The sequence below is a fragment of the Salmonella sp. 32120201201600049SM genome (assembly GCF_017572835.1).
GTDB classification, from domain to species: domain Bacteria; phylum Pseudomonadota; class Gammaproteobacteria; order Enterobacterales; family Enterobacteriaceae; genus Salmonella; species Salmonella enterica.
The window spans coordinates 171,880-193,349 of record NZ_JAGESA010000003.1; the positions used below are offsets into that span (position 1 = coordinate 171,880).

Below are 21,470 nucleotides of genomic sequence, written 5' to 3' on the forward strand. Positions count from 1 at the left end.
TTTATGCGCCGCTGGGCTTCGCCATGGCATGAAAGGCTCGGGTGGGGATATTCTGGAACCTATTGCGTTACCCCTACTTATTTCACTGAATCTGTACTATGCACAAATCGAGTGATACGCATTATTTTTATCAATAATAGTAATACAAAGAATAGCCGGTGGGTATTTATTGAGGAACAAGCTTAAATTCAGAATGACGCCTGAAAATGTGATGCACCACGATATTTATCGTTAACACCTTCGACAGAAGTCCCTTTTATTTTCTTTCTCTTAGTGATCTACCTCACCTTTTACATCACCTTGCCGAATTTTGTTATTTACTCCGACAAAAAATTGCCACGATGACGGCAGTTTCAGTGGAGACGGTGAGCAATGAATAAAGAACGCATTATTCAGGAATTTGTGCCGGGCAAACAGGTCACGCTGGCGCATCTCATTGCGCACCCTGGTGAAGAACTGGCGAAAAAGATCGGCGTTCCCGATGCTGGCGCGATTGGCATTATGACCTTAACGCCGGGAGAAACGGCCATGATCGCTGGCGATTTAGCGATGAAGGCTGCGGATGTACACATCGGTTTTCTCGACAGATTTAGCGGTGCGCTGGTGATTTATGGCACCGTCGGCGCAGTAGAAGAAGCGCTATTACAGACGGTCAGCGGGCTGGGGCGATTATTAAACTTTACCCTGTGTGAGTTAACAAAAAGTTAATTGGTGGCGGTAATGAAACGTATTGCTTTTGTCGGCGCGGTCGGTGCCGGAAAGACAACGCTTTTTAACGCGTTACGGGGAAATTATTCCCTCGCCAGAAAAACGCAGGCCGTGGAATTTAATGATCATGGCGATATCGATACGCCGGGTGAATATTTTAGCCATCCCCGTTGGTATCACGCCTTAATTACCACGTTGCAGGATGTGGACACGCTGATTTATGTCCACGCGGCAAACGATAAAGAAAGTCGCTTACCTGCCGGGTTATTGGATGTTGGAACCCGTAAACGACATATCGCCGTTATCAGCAAAACGGACATGCCGGATGCCGACGTCGCCGCTACGCGGCAGTTGCTTTGCGAGATTGGGTTCCGGGAGCCGATTTTCGAGCTCAACGGCCACGACCCGCAAAGCGTGCGGCAGTTGGTGGATTATCTGGCGGCTCTCAGTGAACAGGAGGAAGAGGCAGGTGAAAAAACTTATCACAGCTAACGATATTCGTGCGGCCCACGCCCGCGGCGAACAGGCGATGTCGGTAGTGCTGCGCGCCAGCATTATTACCCCGGAGGCTCGCGAAGTGGCGGAACTACTGGGCTTCACGATTACCGAATGCGACGAGCCCGTCCCTGCATCCACATCGGCGCAGTCGTGTAAAAGCGAAAGCCAGCGCATTCGGGAAGCCATCATCGCGCAGCTCCCGGAAGGGCAGTTTACTGAAAGCCTGGTGGCGCAGTTGATGGAAAAAGTGCTGAAGGAAAAGCAGTCGCTGGAACTGGGGACGATGCAGCCGAGCTTTACCTCCGTCACGGGTAAAGGCGGCGTGAAAGTCATTGACGGCAGCAGCGTGAAATTTGGCCGCTTCGACGGCGCCGAACCGCACTGCGTCGGCTTAACCGATCTGGTTACAGAGCAGGATGGCAGCAGCATGGCCGCCGGGTTTATGCAGTGGGACAACGCCTTTTTCCCGTGGACGCTGAACTACGACGAAATCGACATGGTGCTTGAGGGCGAATTGCACGTACGCCATGAAGGCGAAACCATGATTGCCAAAGCCGGAGATGTCATGTTCATCCCTAAAGGCTCCAGCATTGAATTTGGCACGCCAACGTCCGTGCGCTTTCTGTACGTCGCCTGGCCTGCAAACTGGCAATCCGTATGAACGATTTCATCACCGAAACGTGGCTCAGAGCGAATCATACGCTCAGCGAAGGATCGGAGATCCATCTGCCCGCTGATGCACGACTGACGCCCTCGGCCCGGGAACTGCTGGAAAGCCGCCGCCTGCGCATTAAGTTTCTGGATCCGCAAGGCCGGCTGTTTGTCGATGATGACGAACAGCAGCCGCAGCCGGTACATGGCTTAACCAGTAGCGATACGCACCCACAGGCCTGCTGTGAACTGTGCCGCCAGCCGGTGGTGAAAAAGCCCGATACGCTGACCCATCTGACGGCGGACAAAATGGTCGCCAAAAGCGACCCGCGCCTCGGCTTTCGCGCCGCGCTCGACAGCGCCATCGCGCTGACCGTGTGGCTACAAATCGAACTGGCGGAACCCTGGCAGCCGTGGCTTTTCGATATCCGCTCGCGGCTGGGCAACATTATGCGCGCCGACGCTATAGATGAACCGCTGGCGGCGCAGGCGATCGTCGGGCTGAACGAGGATGAGCTGCATCGGCTTTCCCACCAGCCGCTGCGCTATCTCGACCACGATCACCTGGTGCCGGAGGCCAGCCACGGTCGCGATGCGGCGCTGCTTAATCTCCTGCGAACCAAAGTCCGTGAAACAGAAACCCTCGCCGCACAAGTGTTTATTACCCGTAGTTTTGAGGTCTTGCGCCCGGACATTTTACAGGCGCTGAACCGTCTCTCCAGCACGGTTTACGTGATGATGATTTTGAGCGTGGCGAAACATCCGCTGACGGTCGCCCAAATTCAACAACGGTTGGGAGAGAAGCCATGATCATTGAACGCGCCCGCGAACTGGCGGTACGCGCCCCCGCCAGAGTCGTCTTTCCTGATGCGCTGGACGAACGCGTGCTGAAAGCGGCGCATTACCTGCAACAGTACGGTCTGGCTCGCCCCGTTCTGGTCGCCAGCCCGTTTGCGCTGCGTCAGTTTGCCCTGAGTCATCGTATGCCGATGGATGGCATTCAGGTCATCGACCCACACAGCAACCTGAGTATGCGCCAGCGTTTTGCGCAACGCTGGCTTGCCCGCGCCGGAGAAAAAACGCCGCCGGACGCAGTGGAAAAGCTTAGCGACCCGCTGATGTTCGCTGCCGCCATGGTGAGCGCCGGTGAGGCTGATGTGTGTATCGCAGGCAACCTGTCGTCAACGGCGAATGTGCTGCGCGCAGGGCTGCGGGTGATTGGCCTGCAACCTGGGTGCAAAACATTGTCGTCTATTTTCCTGATGCTGCCGCAGTATGCCGGTCCGGCATTAGGGTTCGCCGATTGCAGCGTAGTACCGCAGCCGACGGCGGCGCAGCTGGCGGATATCGCTATCGCCAGCGCCGACACCTGGCGGGCCATTACCGGCGAAGAGCCGCGCGTGGCGATGCTGTCATTTTCAAGCAACGGCAGCGCCCGTCACCCCAATGTCGCCAACGTGCAGCAGGCGACAGAGCTCGTTCGCGAACGTGCGCCGCAACTGCTTGTGGACGGTGAATTGCAGTTTGACGCCGCTTTCGTCCCGGAGGTCGCCGCGCAAAAAGCGCCTGACAGCCCGCTGCAAGGCCGCGCCAACGTGATGATTTTCCCGTCGCTGGAGGCGGGCAATATTGGCTACAAAATCGCTCAGCGTCTGGGAGGCTATCGCGCTGTTGGGCCGCTAATTCAGGGGCTTGCCGCGCCGCTTCACGACCTCTCCCGAGGCTGTAGCGTGCAGGAAATTATCGAACTGGCGTTGGTGGCAGCCGTGCCGCGCCAGGCTGACGTGAGCCGCGAACGCAGCTTACACACACTGGTTGAATGAACGGTCCCGTTCTGGACCCCTTTAATGAGAGGAAAACACGATGGAAGCATTAGGAATGATTGAAACCCGGGGCCTGGTTGCGCTGATTGAGGCCTCCGATGCGATGGTAAAAGCCGCGCGCGTGAAGCTGGTCGGCGTGAAGCAGATTGGCGGTGGCCTGTGTACGGCCATGGTGCGTGGCGACGTGGCGGCGTGCAAAGCCGCAACCGATGCTGGCGCCGCTGCGGCGCAGCGCATTGGCGAGCTGGTCTCTGTACACGTGATTCCACGCCCGCACGGCGATCTGGAAGAAGTGTTCCCGATCAGCTTCAAAGGCGACAGCAACATTTGATGGTAGGCCGGATAAGACGCGCAGCGTCGCCATCCGGCATGAATGCGCGCCATTGCCTGATGGTGCGCAGATTCAAGGCCTACGACCCAACGGGCAATCCATGGAGGCGGATATGAAACTGGCAGTCGTCACAGGACAAATCGTATGTACCGTCCGCCATCAGGGACTGGCGCATGACAAATTGCTGATGGTGGAAATGATCGATGCCCAGGGCAACCCCGACGGGCAGTGTGCCGTCGCCATCGACAGTATCGGGGCGGGAACCGGAGAGTGGGTACTGCTGGTCAGCGGCAGTTCCGCACGCCAGGCGCATCGCAGCGAATTATCACCGGTCGATCTGTGCGTCATTGGCATCGTCGATGAAGTGGTGGCTGGCGGGAAAGTGGTTTTCCATAAATAGGACTGAACATCATGAATCAACAGGATATTGAACAGGTGGTGAAAGCGGTACTGCTGAAAATGAAAGACAGCAGCCAGCCGGCCAGCACTGTTCATGAGATGGGCGTTTTTGCCTCCCTGGATGACGCAGTGGCGGCAGCAAAACGGGCCCAGCAGGGGCTGAAGAGCGTGGCGATGCGCCAGCTTGCCATTCATGCCATTCGCGAAGCGGGCGAAAAACACGCCCGAGAATTAGCGGAACTTGCCGTCAGCGAAACCGGCATGGGACGCGTTGACGATAAATTTGCTAAAAACGTGGCGCAGGCGCGCGGCACGCCGGGCGTCGAGTGTTTATCTCCGCAGGTGCTGACCGGCGATAACGGCCTGACGCTGATTGAAAATGCGCCGTGGGGTGTGGTGGCCTCGGTCACGCCGTCCACCAATCCGGCGGCGACGGTGATTAATAACGCCATCAGCCTGATTGCCGCAGGCAACAGCGTCGTGTTTGCCCCGCATCCGGCGGCGAAAAAGGTCTCTCAGCGGGCAATCACCCTCCTCAATCAGGCGGTGGTCGCCGCCGGTGGCCCGGAAAATTTGCTGGTCACCGTGGCGAACCCGGATATCGAAACCGCCCAGCGGTTGTTCAAATATCCCGGTATTGGCCTGCTGGTGGTGACTGGCGGCGAAGCGGTGGTGGACGCGGCGCGCAAACATACTAATAAACGCCTGATTGCCGCCGGTGCCGGCAATCCCCCGGTGGTGGTGGATGAGACCGCCGACCTGCCGCGCGCCGCACAATCCATCGTCAAAGGCGCATCGTTTGATAACAACATCATCTGCGCCGACGAAAAAGTGCTGATTGTGGTGGATAGTGTCGCTGACGAGCTGATGCGTCTGATGGAAGGTCAGCACGCGGTGAAACTGACCGCCGCTCAGGCCGAACAGCTCCAGCCGGTGCTGCTGAAGAATATCGATGAACGTGGTAAAGGTACCGTCAGCCGTGACTGGGTCGGTCGTGACGCGGGCAAGATTGCCGCAGCCATCGGCCTGAACGTCCCGGATCAAACGCGCCTGCTGTTTGTGGAAACGCCAGCTAACCATCCGTTTGCCGTCACTGAAATGATGATGCCGGTACTGCCGGTGGTGCGGGTCGCCAACGTCGAAGAAGCCATCGCCCTGGCGGTTCAGCTTGAAGGCGGTTGCCACCATACGGCGGCGATGCACTCGCGCAATATCGACAACATGAACCAGATGGCGAACGCCATCGACACCAGCATTTTCGTCAAAAACGGGCCGTGCATTGCCGGGCTTGGATTGGGCGGAGAAGGCTGGACCACCATGACTATCACTACGCCAACCGGCGAAGGCGTGACCAGCGCACGTACCTTTGTGCGGCTGCGTCGATGCGTGCTGGTGGATGCGTTTCGCATTGTATAAGGGATGACTCATGGCGCACGACGAACAACTCTGGCTCACTCCAAGACTGCAAAAAGCGGCGGCCCTGTGTAACCAGACGCCCGCCGCCAGCGACACACCACTGTGGCTGGGCGTCGATTTGGGCACCTGCAACGTGGTGTCGATGGTGGTCGACGGCAACGCCCAGCCGGTGGCGGTGTGCCTTGACTGGGCCGACGTTGTGCGTGACGGCATCGTCTGGGATTTCTTCGGCGCCGTCACCCTCGTGTGCCGTCATCTCGACACCCTTGAACAGCAGCTTGGCTGCCGCTTTACCCACGCGGCGACCTCGTTCCCGCCGGGCACCGACCCGCGTATTTCGATCAACGTGCTGGAGTCTGCTGGGTTAGAAGTCAGCCACGTACTGGATGAACCGACGGCGGTAGCGGATCTGCTGGCGCTTGATAATGCAGGCGTGGTGGATATTGGCGGCGGCACTACCGGCATTGCCATCGTCAAACAGGGCAAGGTGACTTACTCCGCCGATGAAGCCACTGGCGGGCACCATATCTCCCTGACGCTGGCGGGCAACCGCCGTATTCCCCTGGAAGAGGCGGAACAGTACAAGCGCAGCAATGAGCAGGAGATTTGGCCGGTAGTGAAGCCGGTGTACGAAAAGATGGCGGAGATCGTTGCTCGCCACATTGAAGGGCAAGGAATTGCTGATTTATGGCTGGCGGGCGGTTCCTGTATGCAGCCGGGCGTGGAGGCGTTATTTCGCCAGCGTTTCCCGGAGTTACAGGTGCATTTGCCGCAGCACAGCCTGTTTATGACCCCGCTGGCGATAGCCAACAGCGGGAGAGCGAAAGCGGAGGGACTCTATGCAAGCTGAACTACAGACGGCGCTATTTCAGGCATTCGACACCCTGAATCTGCAACGGGTGAAAACGTTCAGCGTACCGCCGGTCACGCTGTGCGGACTTGGGGCGCTCGGCGCCTGCGGCCAGGAAGCGCAAGCGCGAGGCGTAAGCCATCTGTTTGTGATGGTCGACAGCTTCCTGCATCAGGCGGGAATGACCGCGCCGCTGGCACGCAGCCTGGCGATGAAAGGCGTGGCGATGACGGTCTGGCCGTGTCCGCCAGGCGAGCCGTGCATCACCGATGTCTGCGCGGCGGTGGCGCAACTGCGTGAGGCGGCGTGCGACGGCGTAGTGGCCTTTGGCGGCGGTTCGGTGCTGGACGCGGCGAAAGCGGTCGCCCTGCTGGTGACTAACCCTGACCAGACGCTGAGCGCCATGACCGAGCGCAGTACATTACGCCCGCGTCTGCCGCTGATTGCGGTGCCGACCACCGCCGGAACCGGTTCTGAAACCACCAACGTAACGGTGATTATCGACGCGGTCAGCGGGCGCAAGCAGGTACTGGCACACGCGTCACTAATGCCGGACGTGGCGATTCTTGATGCTGCCGTGACCGAAGGCGTTCCGCCAAACGTGACGGCGATGACCGGTATCGATGCGTTGACGCATGCGATTGAGGCCTACAGCGCGCTCAACGCCACGCCGTTTACCGACAGCCTGGCGATTGGCGCGATAGCGATGATTGGCAAATCGCTGCCGAAAGCCGTGGGTTACGGCCACGATCTGGCGGCGCGTGAAAATATGTTACTGGCCTCCTGTATGGCGGGAATGGCTTTTTCCAGCGCCGGTCTGGGGCTGTGTCATGCGATGGCGCACCAGCCAGGAGCGGCGCTGCATATTCCGCACGGCCAGGCCAACGCCATGCTGCTGCCAACAGTCATGGGCTTTAACCGGATGGTTTGCCGCGAGCGCTTCAGTCAAATCGGTCGGGCGTTAACCAATAAGAAATCGGACGATCGCGATGCGATTGCGGCGGTGAGCGAGCTGATTGCCGAAGTGGGCCAGAGCAAACGGCTGGCTGACGCTGGCGCCAAACCCGAACACTACAGCGCATGGGCGCAAGCCGCGCTGGAGGATATTTGTCTGCGCAGTAACCCACGCACCGCCACACAGGCACAGATTATCGACCTGTACGCGGCTGCCGGGTAATGCCTGTAGGCCGGATAAGGTGCTCGCACCGCCATCCGGCAATAACACGGCGTTAATGCCGGAGGCGACGTAAACGTCTTATCCGGCCTACAAATCATAAATGGCAGGGAGTAAGGGCTATGGGAATTAACGAAATCATCATGTACATCATGATGTTCTTTATGCTGATTGCCGCCGTGGACAGGATCCTGTCGCAGTTCGGCGGGTCGGCGCGCTTCCTCGGTAAATTCGGCAAGAGTATCGAGGGGTCTGGCGGCCAGTTTGAAGAGGGCTTTATGGCGATGGGCGCGCTGGGACTGGCGATGGTCGGTATGACCGCGCTGGCGCCGGTGCTGGCGCATGTACTGGGGCCGGTTATTATCCCGGTATACGAAATGCTGGGCGCGAACCCATCCATGTTTGCGGGTACGCTATTGGCCTGTGATATGGGCGGATTCTTCCTCGCCAAAGAGCTGGCCGGCGGTGATGTCGCGGCGTGGCTATACTCAGGGTTAATCCTTGGATCGATGATGGGGCCGACCATTGTGTTCTCCATTCCGGTGGCGCTCGGCATTATCGAACCGTCTGACCGCCGCTACCTGGCGCTTGGCGTACTGGCGGGTATCGTCACCATTCCCATTGGCTGCATTGCGGGGGGATTGATCGCCATGTACTCAGGCGTGCAGATCAATGGTCAGCCAGTGGAGTTTACCTTCGCGCTGATCCTGATGAACATGATCCCGGTATTGATCGTCGCGGTGCTGGTAGCGCTGGGGCTGAAGTTCATCCCGGAAAAAATGATCAACGGTTTCCAGATTTTCGCCAAATTTCTGGTGGCGCTGATCACCATCGGTCTGGCGGCTGCGGTGGTTAAATTCCTGTTGGGTTGGGAGTTGATTCCGGGACTCGACCCGATCTTTATGGCGCCAGGCGACAAACCCGGCGAAGTGATGCGCGCCATTGAAGTGATCGGCTCTATCTCCTGCGTGCTGCTTGGCGCGTATCCGATGGTGCTGTTACTGACCCGCTGGTTTGAAAAACCGTTGATGAATGTCGGTAAACTGCTGAACGTAAATAATATTGCGGCGGCAGGCATGGTGGCGACCCTGGCGAACAATATCCCCATGTTCGGCATGATGAAGCAGATGGATACCCGCGGCAAAGTGATTAACTGCGCATTTGCCGTCTCTGCGGCGTTCGCGCTGGGCGACCATTTAGGCTTCGCCGCCGCGAATATGAACGCCATGATCTTCCCGATGATTGTCGGCAAGCTGATCGGCGGCGTGACGGCGATTGGCGTGGCGATGATGCTGGTGCCGAAAGATGACGCCGCCCAGGTGAAAACCGAAGCGGAGGCGCAATCGTGAACACTCGCCAGCTACTGAGCGTCGGTATCGATATCGGCACCACCACCACGCAGGTGATCTTCTCGCGCCTGGAGTTGGTTAACCGTGCGGCGGTGTCGCAGGTGCCGCGCTACGAATTCATCAAACGCGACATTAGCTGGCAAAGCCCGGTCTTCTTTACGCCCGTGGATAAGCAGGGCGGTCTGAAAGAGGCCGAACTTAAAGCGCTGATTCTGGCCCAGTATCAGGCCGCAGGCATCGCGCCTGAATCGGTGGACTCAGGGGCTATCATTATCACCGGCGAAAGCGCCAAAACCCGCAACGCCCGTCCGGCGGTCATGGCGCTCTCGCAGTCGCTGGGCGACTTTGTGGTCGCCAGCGCCGGGCCGCATCTGGAATCGGTCATTGCCGGTTACGGCGCCGGAGCGCAAAGCTTGTCTGAGCAGCGGATGTGCCGGGTGCTGAATATTGATATCGGCGGCGGCACGTCTAACTACGCGCTGTTTGACGCGGGAAAAGTCAGCGGCACCGCTTGTCTTAACGTCGGTGGTCGCCTGCTGGAAACCGACGCTCAGGGGCGCGTGGTTTATGCCCATCAGCCGGGGCAGATGATTATCGATGAGGTGTTCGGTTCGGGTACTGATGCTCGCGCCTTAGCTGCCGCACAGTTGGGGCAGGTGGCGCGGCGGATGGCGGATCTCATCGTCGAGGTTATCACTGGCGCGCTCTCGCCGCTGGCGGAATCGCTGATGCAAACCGGGCTGCTGCCCGCCGATATTACGCCGGAGGTGATCACCCTTTCCGGTGGGGTAGGTGAATGCTACCGCAACCAACCTGCCGATCCGTTCTGCTTTTCTGATATCGGGCCGCTGCTGGCGACCGCGCTGCATGAGCACCCGCGTCTGCGCGAGATGAACGTGCAGTTTCCGGCGCAAACCGTACGCGCCACGGTCATCGGTGCGGGGGCCCATACGCTGTCGCTTTCCGGCAGTACTATCTGGCTGGAAGACGTCCAACTGCCGCTGCGCAACCTGCCGGTGGCGATCCCGCAGGATGACGCCGATCTGGTGAACGCCTGGCGGCAGGCGCTTCTCCAGCTTGATCTCGACCCGCAAACCGACGCTTACGTGCTGGCGCTTCCCGCCACGCTCCCGGTGCGTTACGCCGCATTACTCACGGTCATCAACGCGCTGACGGCTTTTGTCGCGCGTTATCCCAATCCACATCCCCTGCTGGTGGTGGCCGAGCAGGATTTTGGTAAAGCGCTGGGCATGTTATTGCGCCCACAGTTACCGCAACTTCCGCTGGCGGTCATCGATGAGGTGGTCGTGCGGGCGGGAGACTATATCGACATTGGTACGCCTCTTTTTGGCGGATCGGTTGTGCCGGTGACGGTGAAATCACTCGCATTTCCTTCCTGAGGGAACGACTTATGAAACTAAAGACCACATTGTTCGGCAATGTTTATCAGTTTAAGGATGTAAAAGAGGTACTGGCTAAAGCCAACGAACTGCGTTCGGGGGATGTGCTGGCCGGGGTTGCCGCGGCAAGTTCGCAGGAGCGCGTAGCGGCAAAACAGGTACTGTCGGAAATGACGGTGGCGGATATCCGCAACAATCCGGTGATTGCCTATGAAGAGGACTGCGTGACGCGCCTGATTCAGGATGACGTCAACGAAACGGCCTATAACCGGATTAAAAACTGGAGCATCAGCGAACTGCGCGAATACGTACTGAGCGATGAAACCTCCGTGGACGACATCGCGTTTACCCGCAAAGGGCTGACCTCCGAAGTGGTGGCGGCAGTAGCGAAAATCTGCTCCAACGCTGACCTGATCTACGGCGGCAAGAAAATGCCGGTGATCAAAAAAGCCAATACCACCATCGGTATTCCGGGCACCTTTAGCTGCCGTTTGCAGCCGAACGATACCCGTGACGATGTACAGAGTATCGCCGCGCAAATCTACGAAGGGCTTTCTTTCGGCGCAGGCGATGCGGTGATCGGCGTTAACCCGGTGACCGATGACGTGGAGAACCTGACCCGCGTGCTCGACACCGTTTACGGCGTTATCGATAAATTCAATATTCCGACCCAGGGCTGCGTGCTGGCGCATGTCACCACCCAGATTGAAGCGATTCGCCGCGGCGCGCCGGGCGGACTGATTTTCCAGAGCATTTGCGGCAGCGAGAAGGGCTTAAAAGAGTTCGGCGTCGAGCTGGCTATGCTCGATGAAGCGCGGGCTGTGGGGGCGGAGTTCAACCGCATCGCCGGGGAAAACTGCCTGTACTTTGAAACCGGGCAAGGGTCTGCGCTGTCGGCTGGTGCGAACTTTGGTGCCGACCAGGTGACGATGGAAGCGCGTAACTACGGGCTGGCTCGCCACTACGATCCGTTCCTGGTGAACACCGTGGTGGGCTTTATCGGGCCGGAGTATCTCTACAACGACAGGCAGATTATCCGCGCCGGTCTCGAAGATCACTTTATGGGCAAGCTGAGCGGCATCTCCATGGGCTGCGACTGCTGCTATACCAACCATGCCGACGCCGACCAGAACCTTAACGAAAACCTGATGATTCTGCTCGCCACTGCCGGCTGTAACTACATCATGGGGATGCCGCTCGGCGACGACATCATGCTCAACTACCAGACCACCGCTTTCCACGATACCGCCACCGTCCGTCAGTTGCTGAATTTACGGCCATCGCCGGAGTTTGAACGCTGGCTGGAAACGATGGGCATTATGGCAAACGGTCGTCTGACCAAACGGGCGGGCGATCCGTCACTGTTCTTCTGATGACGCGGGGGATAACACCATGGATCAAAAACAGATTGAAGAAATTGTACGTAGCGTGATGGCGTCAATGGGACAGGACGTACCGCAGCCCGTCGCGCCGTCAACGCAGGCAGGCGCAAAGCCGCAGTGCGCCGCGCCGACGGTGACCGAAAGCTGCGCGCTGGATTTAGGTTCCGCAGAGGCAAAAGCCTGGATTGGCGTCGAGAACCCGCATCGTGCGGACGTGCTGACCGAACTGCGTCGCAGTACCGCTGCTCGTGTATGTACCGGGCGCGCTGGCCCACGTCCACGTACCCAGGCGCTGTTGCGCTTCCTGGCGGATCACTCCCGTTCGAAAGACACCGTGCTCAAAGAAGTGCCGGAAGAGTGGGTCAAAGCGCAAGGGCTGCTGGAAGTACGTTCGGAGATCAGCGACAAAAACCTGTACCTGACGCGCCCGGATATGGGGCGTCGCCTGAGCCCGGAAGCCATTGATGCGCTGAAGTCGCAGTGCGTGATGAACCCGGATGTGCAGGTAGTGGTCTCCGATGGCCTCTCTACGGATGCGATCACCGCCAACTATGAAGAGATTCTGCCGCCGCTGCTTGCCGGTCTGAAGCAGGCCGGGCTGAACGTCGGCACGCCGTTCTTTGTGCGCTATGGCCGCGTGAAGATTGAAGATCAGATTGGCGAAATTCTCGGCGCGAAGGTCGTCATCCTGCTGGTGGGCGAACGTCCGGGGCTGGGGCAGTCGGAAAGCCTTTCCTGCTACGCCGTCTATTCCCCGCGCGTGGCGACCACCGTCGAGGCCGACAGAACCTGTATTTCAAACATTCATCAGGGGGGGACGCCGCCAGTAGAAGCTGCCGCCGTGATTGTGGATTTGGCCAAACGGATGCTGGAGCAGAAAGCGTCCGGCATCAACATGACCCGTTAAGGAGACATCATGCCTGCATTAGATTTGATTCGACCTTCAGTGACTGCCATGCGCGTGATTGCCTCCGTGAATGACGGCTTTGCGCGGGAACTTAAATTACCGCCACATATACGTAGCCTCGGACTCATCACGGCAGATTCTGATGATGTGACCTATATTGCCGCTGATGAAGCGACAAAACAGGCGATGGTGGAAGTGGTCTATGGCCGCTCCCTCTATGCCGGGGCGGCTCACGGGCCGTCGCCTACCGCTGGTGAGGTGTTGATTATGCTGGGCGGACCGAACCCGGCGGAAGTGCGCGCCGGTCTGGATGCAATGGTCGCCAGCATTGAAAACGGCGCGGCGTTCCAGTGGGCGAACGATGCGGAAAATACCGCATTCCTGGCGCATGTGGTTTCGCGTACCGGCTCGTACCTCTCGTCTACCGCAGGTATCGCGCTGGGCGATCCAATGGCCTACCTGGTGGCGCCGCCGCTGGAAGCGACATTCGGCATTGACGCGGCGATGAAATCCGCTGACGTTCAGCTGGTGACTTACGTGCCGCCGCCGTCGGAAACCAACTATTCGGCCGCGTTCTTAACGGGAAGCCAGGCCGCGTGTAAAGCCGCCTGCAACGCCTTTACCGACGCCGTGCTGGATATCGCCCGTAACCCTGTCCAGCGTGCGTAACGGAGGCTGCCAATGATCAATGCCCTGGGATTACTGGAAGTGGACGGAATGGTCGCCGCCGTCGATGCGGCGGATGCCATGCTGAAAGCGGCCAACGTGCGTTTGCTCAGTCATCAAGTGCTCGACCCTGGCAGGCTCACGCTGGTGGTGGAGGGCGATCTGGCGGCGTGTCGTGCGGCGCTGGATGCCGGAAGCGCCGCCGCGCAGCGCACAGGCCGTGTGATTAGTCGCAAAGAAATTGGTCGTCCGGAAGAGGACACCCAGTGGCTGATTGGCGGGTTTGCGCGTGCGACAACGCCGACTGAGAAAGCGCCCCAGGTACCCGCAACGCCTGAGTTCGCTGAAGCGTTACTGGCGCTGCTGGCATCAGTACGCCAGGGAATGACGGCGGGAGAGGTGGCCGCGCATTTTGGCTGGCCGCTGGAGCAGGCCAGAAACGTGCTGGAACAACTCTTTTCTGACGGAGCGTTGCGTAAACGCAGTAGTCGCTATCGCATCAAAAATTAATCTGTCGGAGGGCCGGGCGTCCTGGCGGGCGTCCGGCATAGAAGATCATGAAAAAGACCCGTACAGCGAATTTGCACCATCTTTATCATGAAGCGTTACCCGAAGACGTTAAACTTACGCCCAGAGTCGAGGTGGACAATGTTCATCAGCGACGGACGACGGATGTCTATGAACATGCTCTGACTATCACCGCCTGGCAGCAGATCTACGATCAGTTACACCCGGGTAAATTTCATGGCGAGTTCACGGAAATCCTGCTTGATGAGATTCAGGTGTTCCGTGAATACACCGGCCTGGCGCTGCGTCAGTCGTGTCTGGTTTGGCCAAACTCTTTCTGGTTTGGTATTCCGGCGACGCGCGGCGAACAGGGATTTATCGGCGCGCAGGGGCTCGGCAGCGCCGAGATTGCCACCCGACCGGGAGGCACCGAGTTTGAACTGAGCACGCCGGATGATTACACCATTCTGGGCGTCGTTATCTCGGAAGATGTTATTTCCCGTCAGGCCACGTTTTTGCATAACCCGGAAAGGGTGCTGCATATGCTACGTAACCAGTTAGCGCTGGAGGTAAAAGAGCAGCATAAAGCGGCGCTGTGGGGCTTTGTGCAGCAGGCGCTGGCCACCTTCAGCGAGAGTCCTGAAACCCTGCATCAACCTGCGGTGCGTAAGGTCTTGAGTGATAATTTGTTGCTGGCGATGGGCACGATGCTGGAAGAGGCGAAGCCGATTCATAGCGCCGAGAGCATCAGCCATCAGGGATATCGTAGGCTACTGTCGCGGGCGCGGGAATATGTGCTGGAAAATATGTCGGAGCCGCTGACGGTGCTCGACTTATGTAACCAGCTACACGTAAGCCGTCGCACGCTGCAAAATGCGTTTCACGCCATTTTGGGCATTGGCCCCAATGCGTGGCTGAAACGTATTCGCCTCAATGCAGTGCGCCGGGAGTTGATTAGCCCGTGGTCGCAGAGCACCACGGTCAAAGATGCCGCGATGCAGTGGGGATTCTGGCATCTGGGGCAATTTGCCACCGATTATCAGCAATTATTTGCCGAAAAACCGTCGTTGACGCTGCATCAACGGATGCGGCAATGGGCTTGATATTGATGGGTAGGCTCTCCGGTTGCTGATAACGTGCGCGTGTCGGGAATTGCCCGGTGGCGGCTGGCGCCTTACCGGGCCTACGGATTCGCTGCTGTCTGTGGTTGGTAGCCCGGACAAGGCACGCCAGCGCCGCCTCCGGGGAAGCGCGCGCAATTTTGTCTCCGCAGATAAACCCGTAAAGCATCCCATCGGCATATTTCTCAATATCTTCATAGCTTATTTGTGCGAGGAACATTATCGTTTGCGCGCACGTTGGATATTCCGCATCCTGAACCCAGGCCGGGTGGCCGCCGAGCTGTGAGAAGGTCGTGGGTGAATTAGGAACGGCCGTGGCGAAAACGGTGTTATATGCCGTACAACACTACCAGGTCAGAATGCGAATTACCGAGTTCTTTATCTACAATGAACTCGTTTATTTCTACGAGCCTGCTTTTACTCAACGACCAACCGGATAGGCGATAAACAAACCGGCTATCGTCAGAATACATGCCAGTATGCATAGCAAGATACAGTTAACGCTTTTACGCGGAATATGAATAATAAAGCAGAGTAATGCTATCAGGGCCATGACCACAGGGATGGTCACCATATTGATAACCAGAAGCACGATCAGACCGAAGCTCACCCCTCCGCTATGAGGGATGAATATTCTTTCTTCAAAATATATTTCTAGCGTAATGGCAAGCAGGCAGCCAATAAAACTTATACCCAGATGGGGATGCCATTTGGCGTCACTGGTTACTACTTTCCGTGTATTTGTTTGCATTGTTTTACTTTATAAATAAGCTAAATCCAGTCGCGTACCTGAATAAACTCGCTCAGCGCCGCTTCCGGGCTACCCGCTTCTGGCTGCCAGTCGTACTCCCAGCGCACCAGCGGCGGCATCGACATCAGGATAGATTCAGTGCGCCCGCCGGTTTGCAGACCAAACAGGGTGCCTCTGTCCCACACCAGATTGAACTCCACGTAGCGCCCGCGGCGATAAAGTTGAAAATTACGCTCCCGCTCTCCCCAGACCATCGCTTTGCGTCGTTCGACAATCGGTAAATACGCCTCGGTGTAGCCGTTGCCGACCGCCTGCATAAAGGCGAAGCAGTAGTCGAAATCCGGCGTATTCAAATCGTCAAAAAACAGGCCGCCGATACCGCGCTGCTCGTTGCGGTGTTTGAGAAAAAAGTAGTCGTCGCACCACTTTTTATAACGCGGATACACATCGTCACCAAACGGCTGGCACAGGTCGCGGGCGGTGCGGTGCCAGTGAACGGCATCCTCTTCAAAGCCGTAGTAGGGCGTTAAATCGAACCCGCCGCCAAACCACCACACCGGATCGGCGCCCGGTTTTTCGGCAATAAAAAAGCGCACGTTAGCATGGCTGGTGGGAATATACGGATTGTGCGGATGCACCACCAGCGATACGCCCATCGCTTCAAAGCTACGCCCGGCGAGTTCTGGCCGATGCGCGGTGGCGGACGCGGGCATTGCATCGCCGTGAACGTGAGAGAAATTAACGCCCGCCTGTTCGAAAATCCCGCCGTTGCGTAATACCCGGCTGCGTCCGCCGCCGCCCGCTTCGCGTCGCCAGCTATCTTCGACAAAGTTTGCGCCATCCACAGCGGATAACGTTTGGCAAATATCATCCTGCAGGCGTAGCAGAAACTGTTTTACGTGATGTGCATCGGGTTTCATGATTACCGTTTCTTCGTGTGTGCTTTCTGATTATCAAACCAGTGAAAATAACTGATGATGCCGTTGGCGATCGCCGTAGCGATTTTCTGGCGAAACGCCGTCGTGCCCAGCAGGCGTTCTTCTTCCGGATTGGTAATAAACGAGGTTTCGACCAGTACCGACGGAATTGACGGTGATTTTAGCACCACGAAAGCCGCTTGTTCGGTAGTGCGGCTGTGTAATTTATGTATCGGTTTGATTTTCTTGAGAATATGCGAACCCAGCGTCAGACTGTTTTTAATCGTATCGGTTTGCACCAGATCAAACAAAACTTGTTGTAATAGATGATCCCGGTCAGTGGCTTTTTTACCCGCCACTTCGTCCGCGCGGTTTTCACGCTCGGAGAGATACTTCGCCATGGCGCTACTGGCCCCGCGGTTGGAAAGCGCAAAAACGGAAGCCCCCGCCGCTTTCGGATTGGTAAAACCATCGGCATGAATAGACATAAACAGATCCGCGCCGTGCTTATGGGCGATTTCCACCCGATCGTACAGCGGAATAAAGGTATCCCCTGTCCGGGTTAAACGCGCATCGATTCCGTGATTTCGCAAAATAGCGCGTACGTTTTTGGCAATTGCCAGTACGACGTGTTTTTCCTGAGAACCGTTGCGGCCAATCGCGCCGGTATCGATGCCGCCGTGTCCGGGGTCGAGCATCACCAACCGTTTACTGCCGGTTTTTTTGGTTTTGGGTTTGCTGTGACCATTACTGGTTTTTAGCGTTTCTTCTTTGGCTATTGCGTGCGACATACCTGACAGCGTCAGGGCCGCCAGACCTGTTTTGAGTACCTGGCGGCGCGATGTGAGAGTTTTTAGGAGTTTAAAAGTGCTCATACGGCCTGAGTTGTGAAAATTAAGTTCAAGATGTTATATCGTATCGCGTAATCCGTTACGACGGTTGGTGATGAGAATTGTTTTACTTTTCATTTCAATACGTGACACATCGCCATTATGCCATTTTTTCCGCTACATCGCGTCAGATATTGGCTGAATCAGATGTTTGCGCCATAATCTTGGTTTTTCCACCCGAAAAGGCAACGAATACCATGGAAATACGCGTTTTTCGCCAGGAAGATTTCGAAGAGGTGATTACCCTCTGGGAGCGTTGCGACCTGCTGCGTCCATGGAACGATCCTGAAATGGATATTGAACGCAAGGTGAATCACGATGTCAGCTTGTTCCTCGTTGCGGAAGTTAGCGGCGAAGTCGTCGGTACGGTAATGGGCGGTTATGACGGGCATCGCGGCTCGGCGTATTACCTGGGCGTTCACCCGGAGTTCCGCGGGCGCGGCATTGCGAATGCGTTGCTTAACCGGCTGGAAAAAAAACTCATCGCTCGCGGGTGTCCGAAAATCCAAATTATGGTGCGCGATGATAACGACGTTGTGCTGGGCATGTATGAACGTCTGGGGTATGAGCATTCTGACGCCCTAAGTTTGGGTAAACGCCTGATTGAAGATGAAGAGTACTGAGTTTCATCCAGCCGATTATGATGTACACGGACGTTTACGCCTGCCGTTTCTGTTCTGGTGCGTACTGCTACTTCAGGCGCGCGCCTGGGTACTCTTTGTCATTGCCGGTTCATCCCGTGGACAGGGTAATACTTTGTTAAACTTTTTTTATCCCGACCATGACAATTTTTGGCTGGGGCTGTTGCCCGGCGTTCCGGCGGTAGTGGCATTTTTACTCAGCGGGCGGCGTGAAGCGGTTCCTGGTGTGTGGCGCTGGCTGCGCGGACTCCTGATCCTTGCTCAACTGGTGTCGTTGTGCTGGCTGCCGGTGATGTGGCTGGGTGGCGACCCGGTCAACGGCGTCGGGCTGGCGCTGCTGCTGGCGGACATCGTCGCGCTGATCTGGCTGTTAACCAATCAACGTTTGCGTGCCTGTTTTTCCCTTGAGAAAGAATAACGGCACTTTTTGGCGAACCCGCACTCCAACCAACGTTAATTAATAAAAGAAAGGAAGTGAGATGAAATCGCTGCGTTTGACTTTACTCGCACTGCCGCTGGCGCTGACCGGCTGCTCGACGCTCTCCTCGGTCAACTGGTCTGCCGCAAATCCATGGAACTGGTTTGGTTCCTCGACAGAAGTCACTGAGCAAGGCGTGGGAGCGCTGACCGCCGCCACGCCGCTGGAAGAGCCGGCTATTGCAGAGGCATTAGATGGCGATTATCGCCTGCGTAGCGGTATGAAAACCGATAACGGCAACGTGGTGCGCTTTTTCGAAGCGATGAAGGGCGACAATGTCGCGATGGTGATCAACGGCGAGCAGGGAACCGTGAGCCGTATTGATGTGCTGGACAGCGATATCCCAACTGCCGCGGGGGGCAAAATCGGTACGCCGTTTAGCGACCTTTACAGCAAAGCGTTTGGTCACTGCGAGCCGGTTTCCAGCGATAGCCATACCAGCGTCGAATGTAAAGCCGAGGGAAGTCAGCATATTAGCTATGTTTTCTCCGGCGAGTGGAGCGGACCGGAAGGCTTAATGCCTCCTGATGACGTCTTAAAAAACTGGGACGTGCGCAAAATTATCTGGCGTCGTTAATTTGCGCCTGAACAAACCGCTTCGCTTAAAAACAAGGTAAAATAGCCTCCATTAATGCCACGACTGCGTGGCATTCTCATTTTCAGGAGGAATCATGTCTCAGGTTCAAAGTGGCATTTTGCCGGAACATTGCCGTGCGGCAATTTGGATTGAAGCCAATGTGAAAGGCGACCTGGACGCCCTGCGCGCGGCCAGCAGAACATTTGCCGATAAACTGGCGACCTTCGAAGTCAAATTTCCGGACGCCCATCTTGGGGCCGTTGTGGCGTTTGGCAACAACACCTGGCGCGCTCTGAGCGGCGGCGTCGGGGCGGAAGAACTGAAAGATTTTATTCCTTATGGTAAAGGGCTGGCGCCGGCCACGCAGTATGACGTGCTGATCCATATCCTTTCCCTGCGCCACGATGTGAATTTTTCTGTTGCCCAGGCGGCGATGGAAGCCTTCGGCGACTGTATCGACGTGAAAGAAGAAGTTCACGGTTTCCGTTGGGTGGAAGAACGTGATCTGAGCGGCTTTGTCGACGGGACAGAGAACCCGGCGGGCGAAGAGACGCGCCGTGAAGTGGCGGTGATCAAAGATGGCGTGGATGCCGGCGGCAGTTATGTGTTCGTGCAGCGTTGGGAACACAATCTCAAGCAACTTAACCGGATGAGTATTCACGATCAGGAGATGATGATCGGGCGTACCAAAGAAGCCAATGAAGAGATTGACGGCGATGCGCGTCCGGCAACGTCTCACCTGAGCCGCGTCGATCTCAAAGAAGATGGCAAAGGGCTGAAGATTGTACGCCAGAGCCTGCCATACGGCACCGCCAGCGGTACTCATGGTCTCTATTTCTGCGCTTACTGCGCACGTCTGCACAATATCGAACAGCAGCTTTTGAGTATGTTCGGCGATACCGACGGTAAACGCGACGCAATGCTGCGCTTCACCAAACCGGTGACTGGCGGCTACTATTTTGCGCCGTCGCTGGATCGCCTGTTAGCGCTATAAGGTAAAACCCTGTCGGATGGCAGCGCAAACGCTTTATTCGACCTACGATTGGTAGGCCTGATAAGCGCAGCGTCATCAGGCAGAACAGCATAAAAATGCCCATCCCCGCCTCCGCGGGGATTTTTTTACCTAATATTTACCTGAATTAGTGAGCTATTCCTCAGCACTTATTTGTTATTACTGTATTTTCAGTGTTAATGGAGTGTAAGACTCCATATTCAAAAGGAGACATTGAAAATGGGTAAACTCACGGGCAAGACAGCATTGATTACGGGCGCATCGCAGGGCATTGGCGAAGGGATCGCTCGCGTATTCGCACGCCACGGCGCGAACTTAATCTTGCTGGATATCTCCGATGAGATTGAAAAGCTGGCGGATGAGCTGGGCGGGCGCGGGCATCGCTGCACTGCCGTTAAGGCTGACGTCAGAGATTTTGCTTCGGTGCAGGCGGCGGTTGCGCGCGCCAAAGAGACTGAAGGTAGAATTGATATTTTGGTGAATAACGCTGGCGTGTGCCGTCTGGGCAACTTCCTCGATATGAGTGAAGAAGATCGCGATTTCCACATTGATATTAATATTAAAGGTGTCTGGAACGTCACCAAAGCCGTCCTGCCGGAGATGATTAAACGTAAAGATGGCCGCATTGTGATGATGTCTTCCGTCACGGGAGATATGGTGGCGGACCCGGGTGAAACGGCCTATGCGCTGTCAAAAGCCGCCATTGTCGGTTTAACCAAATCGCTGGCGGTAGAGTATGCGCAGTCCGGTATTCGTGTGAATGCCATTTGCCCCGGTTATGTAAGAACGCCGATGGCGGAAAGCATTGCCCGTCAGTCTAATCCTGACGATCCGGAGTCGGTATTAACGGAAATGGCAAAAGCTATTCCGCTACGCCGTCTTGCCGATCCGCTGGAAGTAGGGGAACTGGCGGCATTTCTGGCTTCCGATGAGTCCAGCTATCTTACCGGAACGCAAAACGTCATTGATGGCGGCAGTACCCTGCCTGAAAGCGTAAGCGTAGGCGTCTGATTGATGCCGGT

25 protein-coding genes and 1 pseudogene are annotated in these 21,470 nt (G+C 56.8%); 22 read left to right on the top strand and 4 right to left on the bottom strand.

Features of this window, described 5'->3' with window-relative positions; genetic code table 11:
* The first annotated feature begins 372 nt into the window (after window positions 1-372).
* The 17 genes from eutS (at window position 373) to eutR (ending at window position 15,164) form a co-directional block, all read left to right on the top strand.
* Window positions 373-708 (top strand): ethanolamine utilization microcompartment protein EutS, encoded by a 336-nt coding sequence (gene eutS / locus J4650_RS09170; RefSeq protein WP_001031445.1) that lies wholly within the window; start codon window positions 373-375, stop codon window positions 706-708.
* Between the two features lie 12 nt (window positions 709-720).
* Window positions 721-1,200, top strand: coding sequence for an ethanolamine utilization acetate kinase EutP (gene eutP, locus J4650_RS09175; protein WP_000820751.1), 480 nt, complete (start codon window positions 721-723; stop codon window positions 1,198-1,200).
* Window positions 1,178-1,867: an ethanolamine utilization acetate kinase EutQ gene (gene eutQ / locus J4650_RS09180; protein ID WP_000733862.1), complete on the top strand. Its 690-nt coding sequence runs from the start codon at window positions 1,178-1,180 to the stop codon at window positions 1,865-1,867. Before eutP ends, eutQ begins: the two co-directional genes overlap by 23 nt.
* Window positions 1,864-2,667, top strand: a complete 804-nt coding sequence (gene eutT, locus J4650_RS09185; protein ID WP_000997654.1) for an ethanolamine utilization cob(I)yrinic acid a,c-diamide adenosyltransferase EutT — start codon at window positions 1,864-1,866, stop codon at window positions 2,665-2,667. Before eutQ ends, eutT begins: the two co-directional genes overlap by 4 nt.
* Complete coding sequence (gene pta / locus J4650_RS09190) at window positions 2,664-3,680, top strand: phosphate acetyltransferase (RefSeq protein ID WP_000582939.1); 1,017 nt, start codon at window positions 2,664-2,666, stop codon at window positions 3,678-3,680. The genes eutT and pta overlap by 4 nt, the downstream gene beginning before the upstream one ends.
* A gap of 40 nt (window positions 3,681-3,720) precedes the next feature.
* A complete protein-coding gene (eutM, locus tag J4650_RS09195) occupies window positions 3,721-4,011 on the top strand; it encodes an ethanolamine utilization microcompartment protein EutM (protein ID WP_000387716.1) in 291 nt (96 codons plus the stop codon).
* A gap of 112 nt (window positions 4,012-4,123) precedes the next feature.
* Window positions 4,124-4,411, top strand: coding sequence for an ethanolamine utilization microcompartment protein EutN (gene eutN, locus J4650_RS09200; RefSeq protein ID WP_001522340.1), 288 nt, complete (start codon window positions 4,124-4,126; stop codon window positions 4,409-4,411).
* An 11-nt stretch (window positions 4,412-4,422) separates the two neighbouring features.
* Window positions 4,423-5,826 (top strand): aldehyde dehydrogenase family protein, encoded by a 1,404-nt coding sequence (locus tag J4650_RS09205; RefSeq protein WP_001075640.1) that lies wholly within the window; start codon window positions 4,423-4,425, stop codon window positions 5,824-5,826.
* 10 nt (window positions 5,827-5,836) lie between these two features.
* Window positions 5,837-6,676, top strand: a complete 840-nt coding sequence (gene eutJ / locus J4650_RS09210; protein ID WP_023993736.1) for an ethanolamine utilization protein EutJ — start codon at window positions 5,837-5,839, stop codon at window positions 6,674-6,676.
* A complete protein-coding gene (eutG, locus tag J4650_RS09215) occupies window positions 6,666-7,853 on the top strand; it encodes an ethanolamine utilization ethanol dehydrogenase EutG (RefSeq protein WP_001147505.1) in 1,188 nt (395 codons plus the stop codon). The genes eutJ and eutG overlap by 11 nt, the downstream gene beginning before the upstream one ends.
* Before the next feature lie 119 nt (window positions 7,854-7,972).
* Window positions 7,973-9,199, top strand: coding sequence for an ethanolamine utilization protein EutH (gene eutH, locus J4650_RS09220; protein ID WP_000512359.1), 1,227 nt, complete (start codon window positions 7,973-7,975; stop codon window positions 9,197-9,199).
* Window positions 9,196-10,599, top strand: coding sequence for an ethanolamine ammonia-lyase reactivating factor EutA (gene eutA / locus J4650_RS09225; protein WP_023993741.1), 1,404 nt, complete (start codon window positions 9,196-9,198; stop codon window positions 10,597-10,599). The genes eutH and eutA overlap by 4 nt, the downstream gene beginning before the upstream one ends.
* 11 nt (window positions 10,600-10,610) lie before the next feature.
* On the top strand, window positions 10,611-11,972 hold the full coding sequence (gene eutB, locus J4650_RS09230; RefSeq protein ID WP_000769990.1) for an ethanolamine ammonia-lyase subunit alpha: 1,362 nt from the start codon (window positions 10,611-10,613) through the stop codon (window positions 11,970-11,972).
* Between the two features lie 19 nt (window positions 11,973-11,991).
* Entirely contained in the window at window positions 11,992-12,888 is an 897-nt protein-coding gene (gene eutC, locus J4650_RS09235; protein ID WP_000372344.1) for an ethanolamine ammonia-lyase subunit EutC, read from the top strand.
* 9 nt (window positions 12,889-12,897) lie between these two features.
* Window positions 12,898-13,557: an ethanolamine utilization microcompartment protein EutL gene (gene eutL / locus J4650_RS09240; protein WP_001111056.1), complete on the top strand. Its 660-nt coding sequence runs from the start codon at window positions 12,898-12,900 to the stop codon at window positions 13,555-13,557.
* 12 nt (window positions 13,558-13,569) lie between these two features.
* A complete protein-coding gene (eutK, locus tag J4650_RS09245; RefSeq protein WP_000606266.1) occupies window positions 13,570-14,064 on the top strand; it encodes an ethanolamine utilization microcompartment protein EutK in 495 nt (164 codons plus the stop codon).
* Window positions 14,065-14,111: 47 nt separating this feature from the next.
* Window positions 14,112-15,164, top strand: coding sequence for an HTH-type transcriptional regulator EutR (gene eutR / locus J4650_RS09250; RefSeq protein WP_000753666.1), 1,053 nt, complete (start codon window positions 14,112-14,114; stop codon window positions 15,162-15,164).
* A 166-nt stretch (window positions 15,165-15,330) separates the two neighbouring features.
* Here eutR and J4650_RS09255 read toward each other — a convergent pair.
* The 4 genes and pseudogenes from J4650_RS09255 to amiA all read right to left on the bottom strand — a co-directional run.
* Window positions 15,331-15,549: pseudogene (locus tag J4650_RS09255) on the bottom strand (DUF1963 domain-containing protein); the annotation flags it as partial.
* A 54-nt stretch (window positions 15,550-15,603) separates the two neighbouring features.
* Complete coding sequence (locus tag J4650_RS09260; RefSeq protein WP_001194342.1) at window positions 15,604-15,933, bottom strand: hypothetical protein; 330 nt, start codon at window positions 15,931-15,933, stop codon at window positions 15,604-15,606.
* Between the two features lie 20 nt (window positions 15,934-15,953).
* On the bottom strand, window positions 15,954-16,853 hold the full coding sequence (hemF, locus tag J4650_RS09265) for an oxygen-dependent coproporphyrinogen oxidase (RefSeq protein ID WP_001619258.1): 900 nt from the start codon (window positions 16,851-16,853) through the stop codon (window positions 15,954-15,956).
* Window positions 16,854-16,855: 2 nt separating this feature from the next.
* Window positions 16,856-17,725 carry an N-acetylmuramoyl-L-alanine amidase AmiA gene (gene amiA, locus J4650_RS09270; RefSeq protein WP_000102880.1) on the bottom strand — a complete coding sequence of 290 codons (870 nt, stop codon included), beginning with the start codon at window positions 17,723-17,725 and terminating at the stop codon, window positions 16,856-16,858.
* Between the two features lie 212 nt (window positions 17,726-17,937).
* Here amiA and J4650_RS09275 point away from each other — a divergent pair, with 212 nt between their 5' ends.
* From J4650_RS09275 to ucpA, 5 genes are all read left to right on the top strand, one after another.
* On the top strand, window positions 17,938-18,363 hold the full coding sequence (locus J4650_RS09275; protein WP_000406008.1) for a GNAT family acetyltransferase: 426 nt from the start codon (window positions 17,938-17,940) through the stop codon (window positions 18,361-18,363).
* A complete protein-coding gene (locus J4650_RS09280) occupies window positions 18,350-18,799 on the top strand; it encodes a DUF2919 domain-containing protein (RefSeq protein ID WP_000842940.1) in 450 nt (149 codons plus the stop codon). Before J4650_RS09275 ends, J4650_RS09280 begins: the two co-directional genes overlap by 14 nt.
* Before the next feature lie 61 nt (window positions 18,800-18,860).
* Window positions 18,861-19,436 carry an RpoE-regulated lipoprotein gene (locus J4650_RS09285; RefSeq protein WP_000838968.1) on the top strand — a complete coding sequence of 192 codons (576 nt, stop codon included), beginning with the start codon at window positions 18,861-18,863 and terminating at the stop codon, window positions 19,434-19,436.
* 94 nt (window positions 19,437-19,530) lie between these two features.
* Complete coding sequence (gene yfeX, locus J4650_RS09290; protein WP_000084583.1) at window positions 19,531-20,430, top strand: porphyrinogen peroxidase; 900 nt, start codon at window positions 19,531-19,533, stop codon at window positions 20,428-20,430.
* A 237-nt stretch (window positions 20,431-20,667) separates the two neighbouring features.
* The gene (gene ucpA / locus J4650_RS09295; RefSeq protein WP_000517460.1) at window positions 20,668-21,459 is read left to right on the top strand and encodes an SDR family oxidoreductase UcpA; all 792 of its coding nucleotides are present in this window, start codon (window positions 20,668-20,670) and stop codon (window positions 21,457-21,459) included.
* Window positions 21,460-21,470 lie beyond the last annotated feature (11 nt).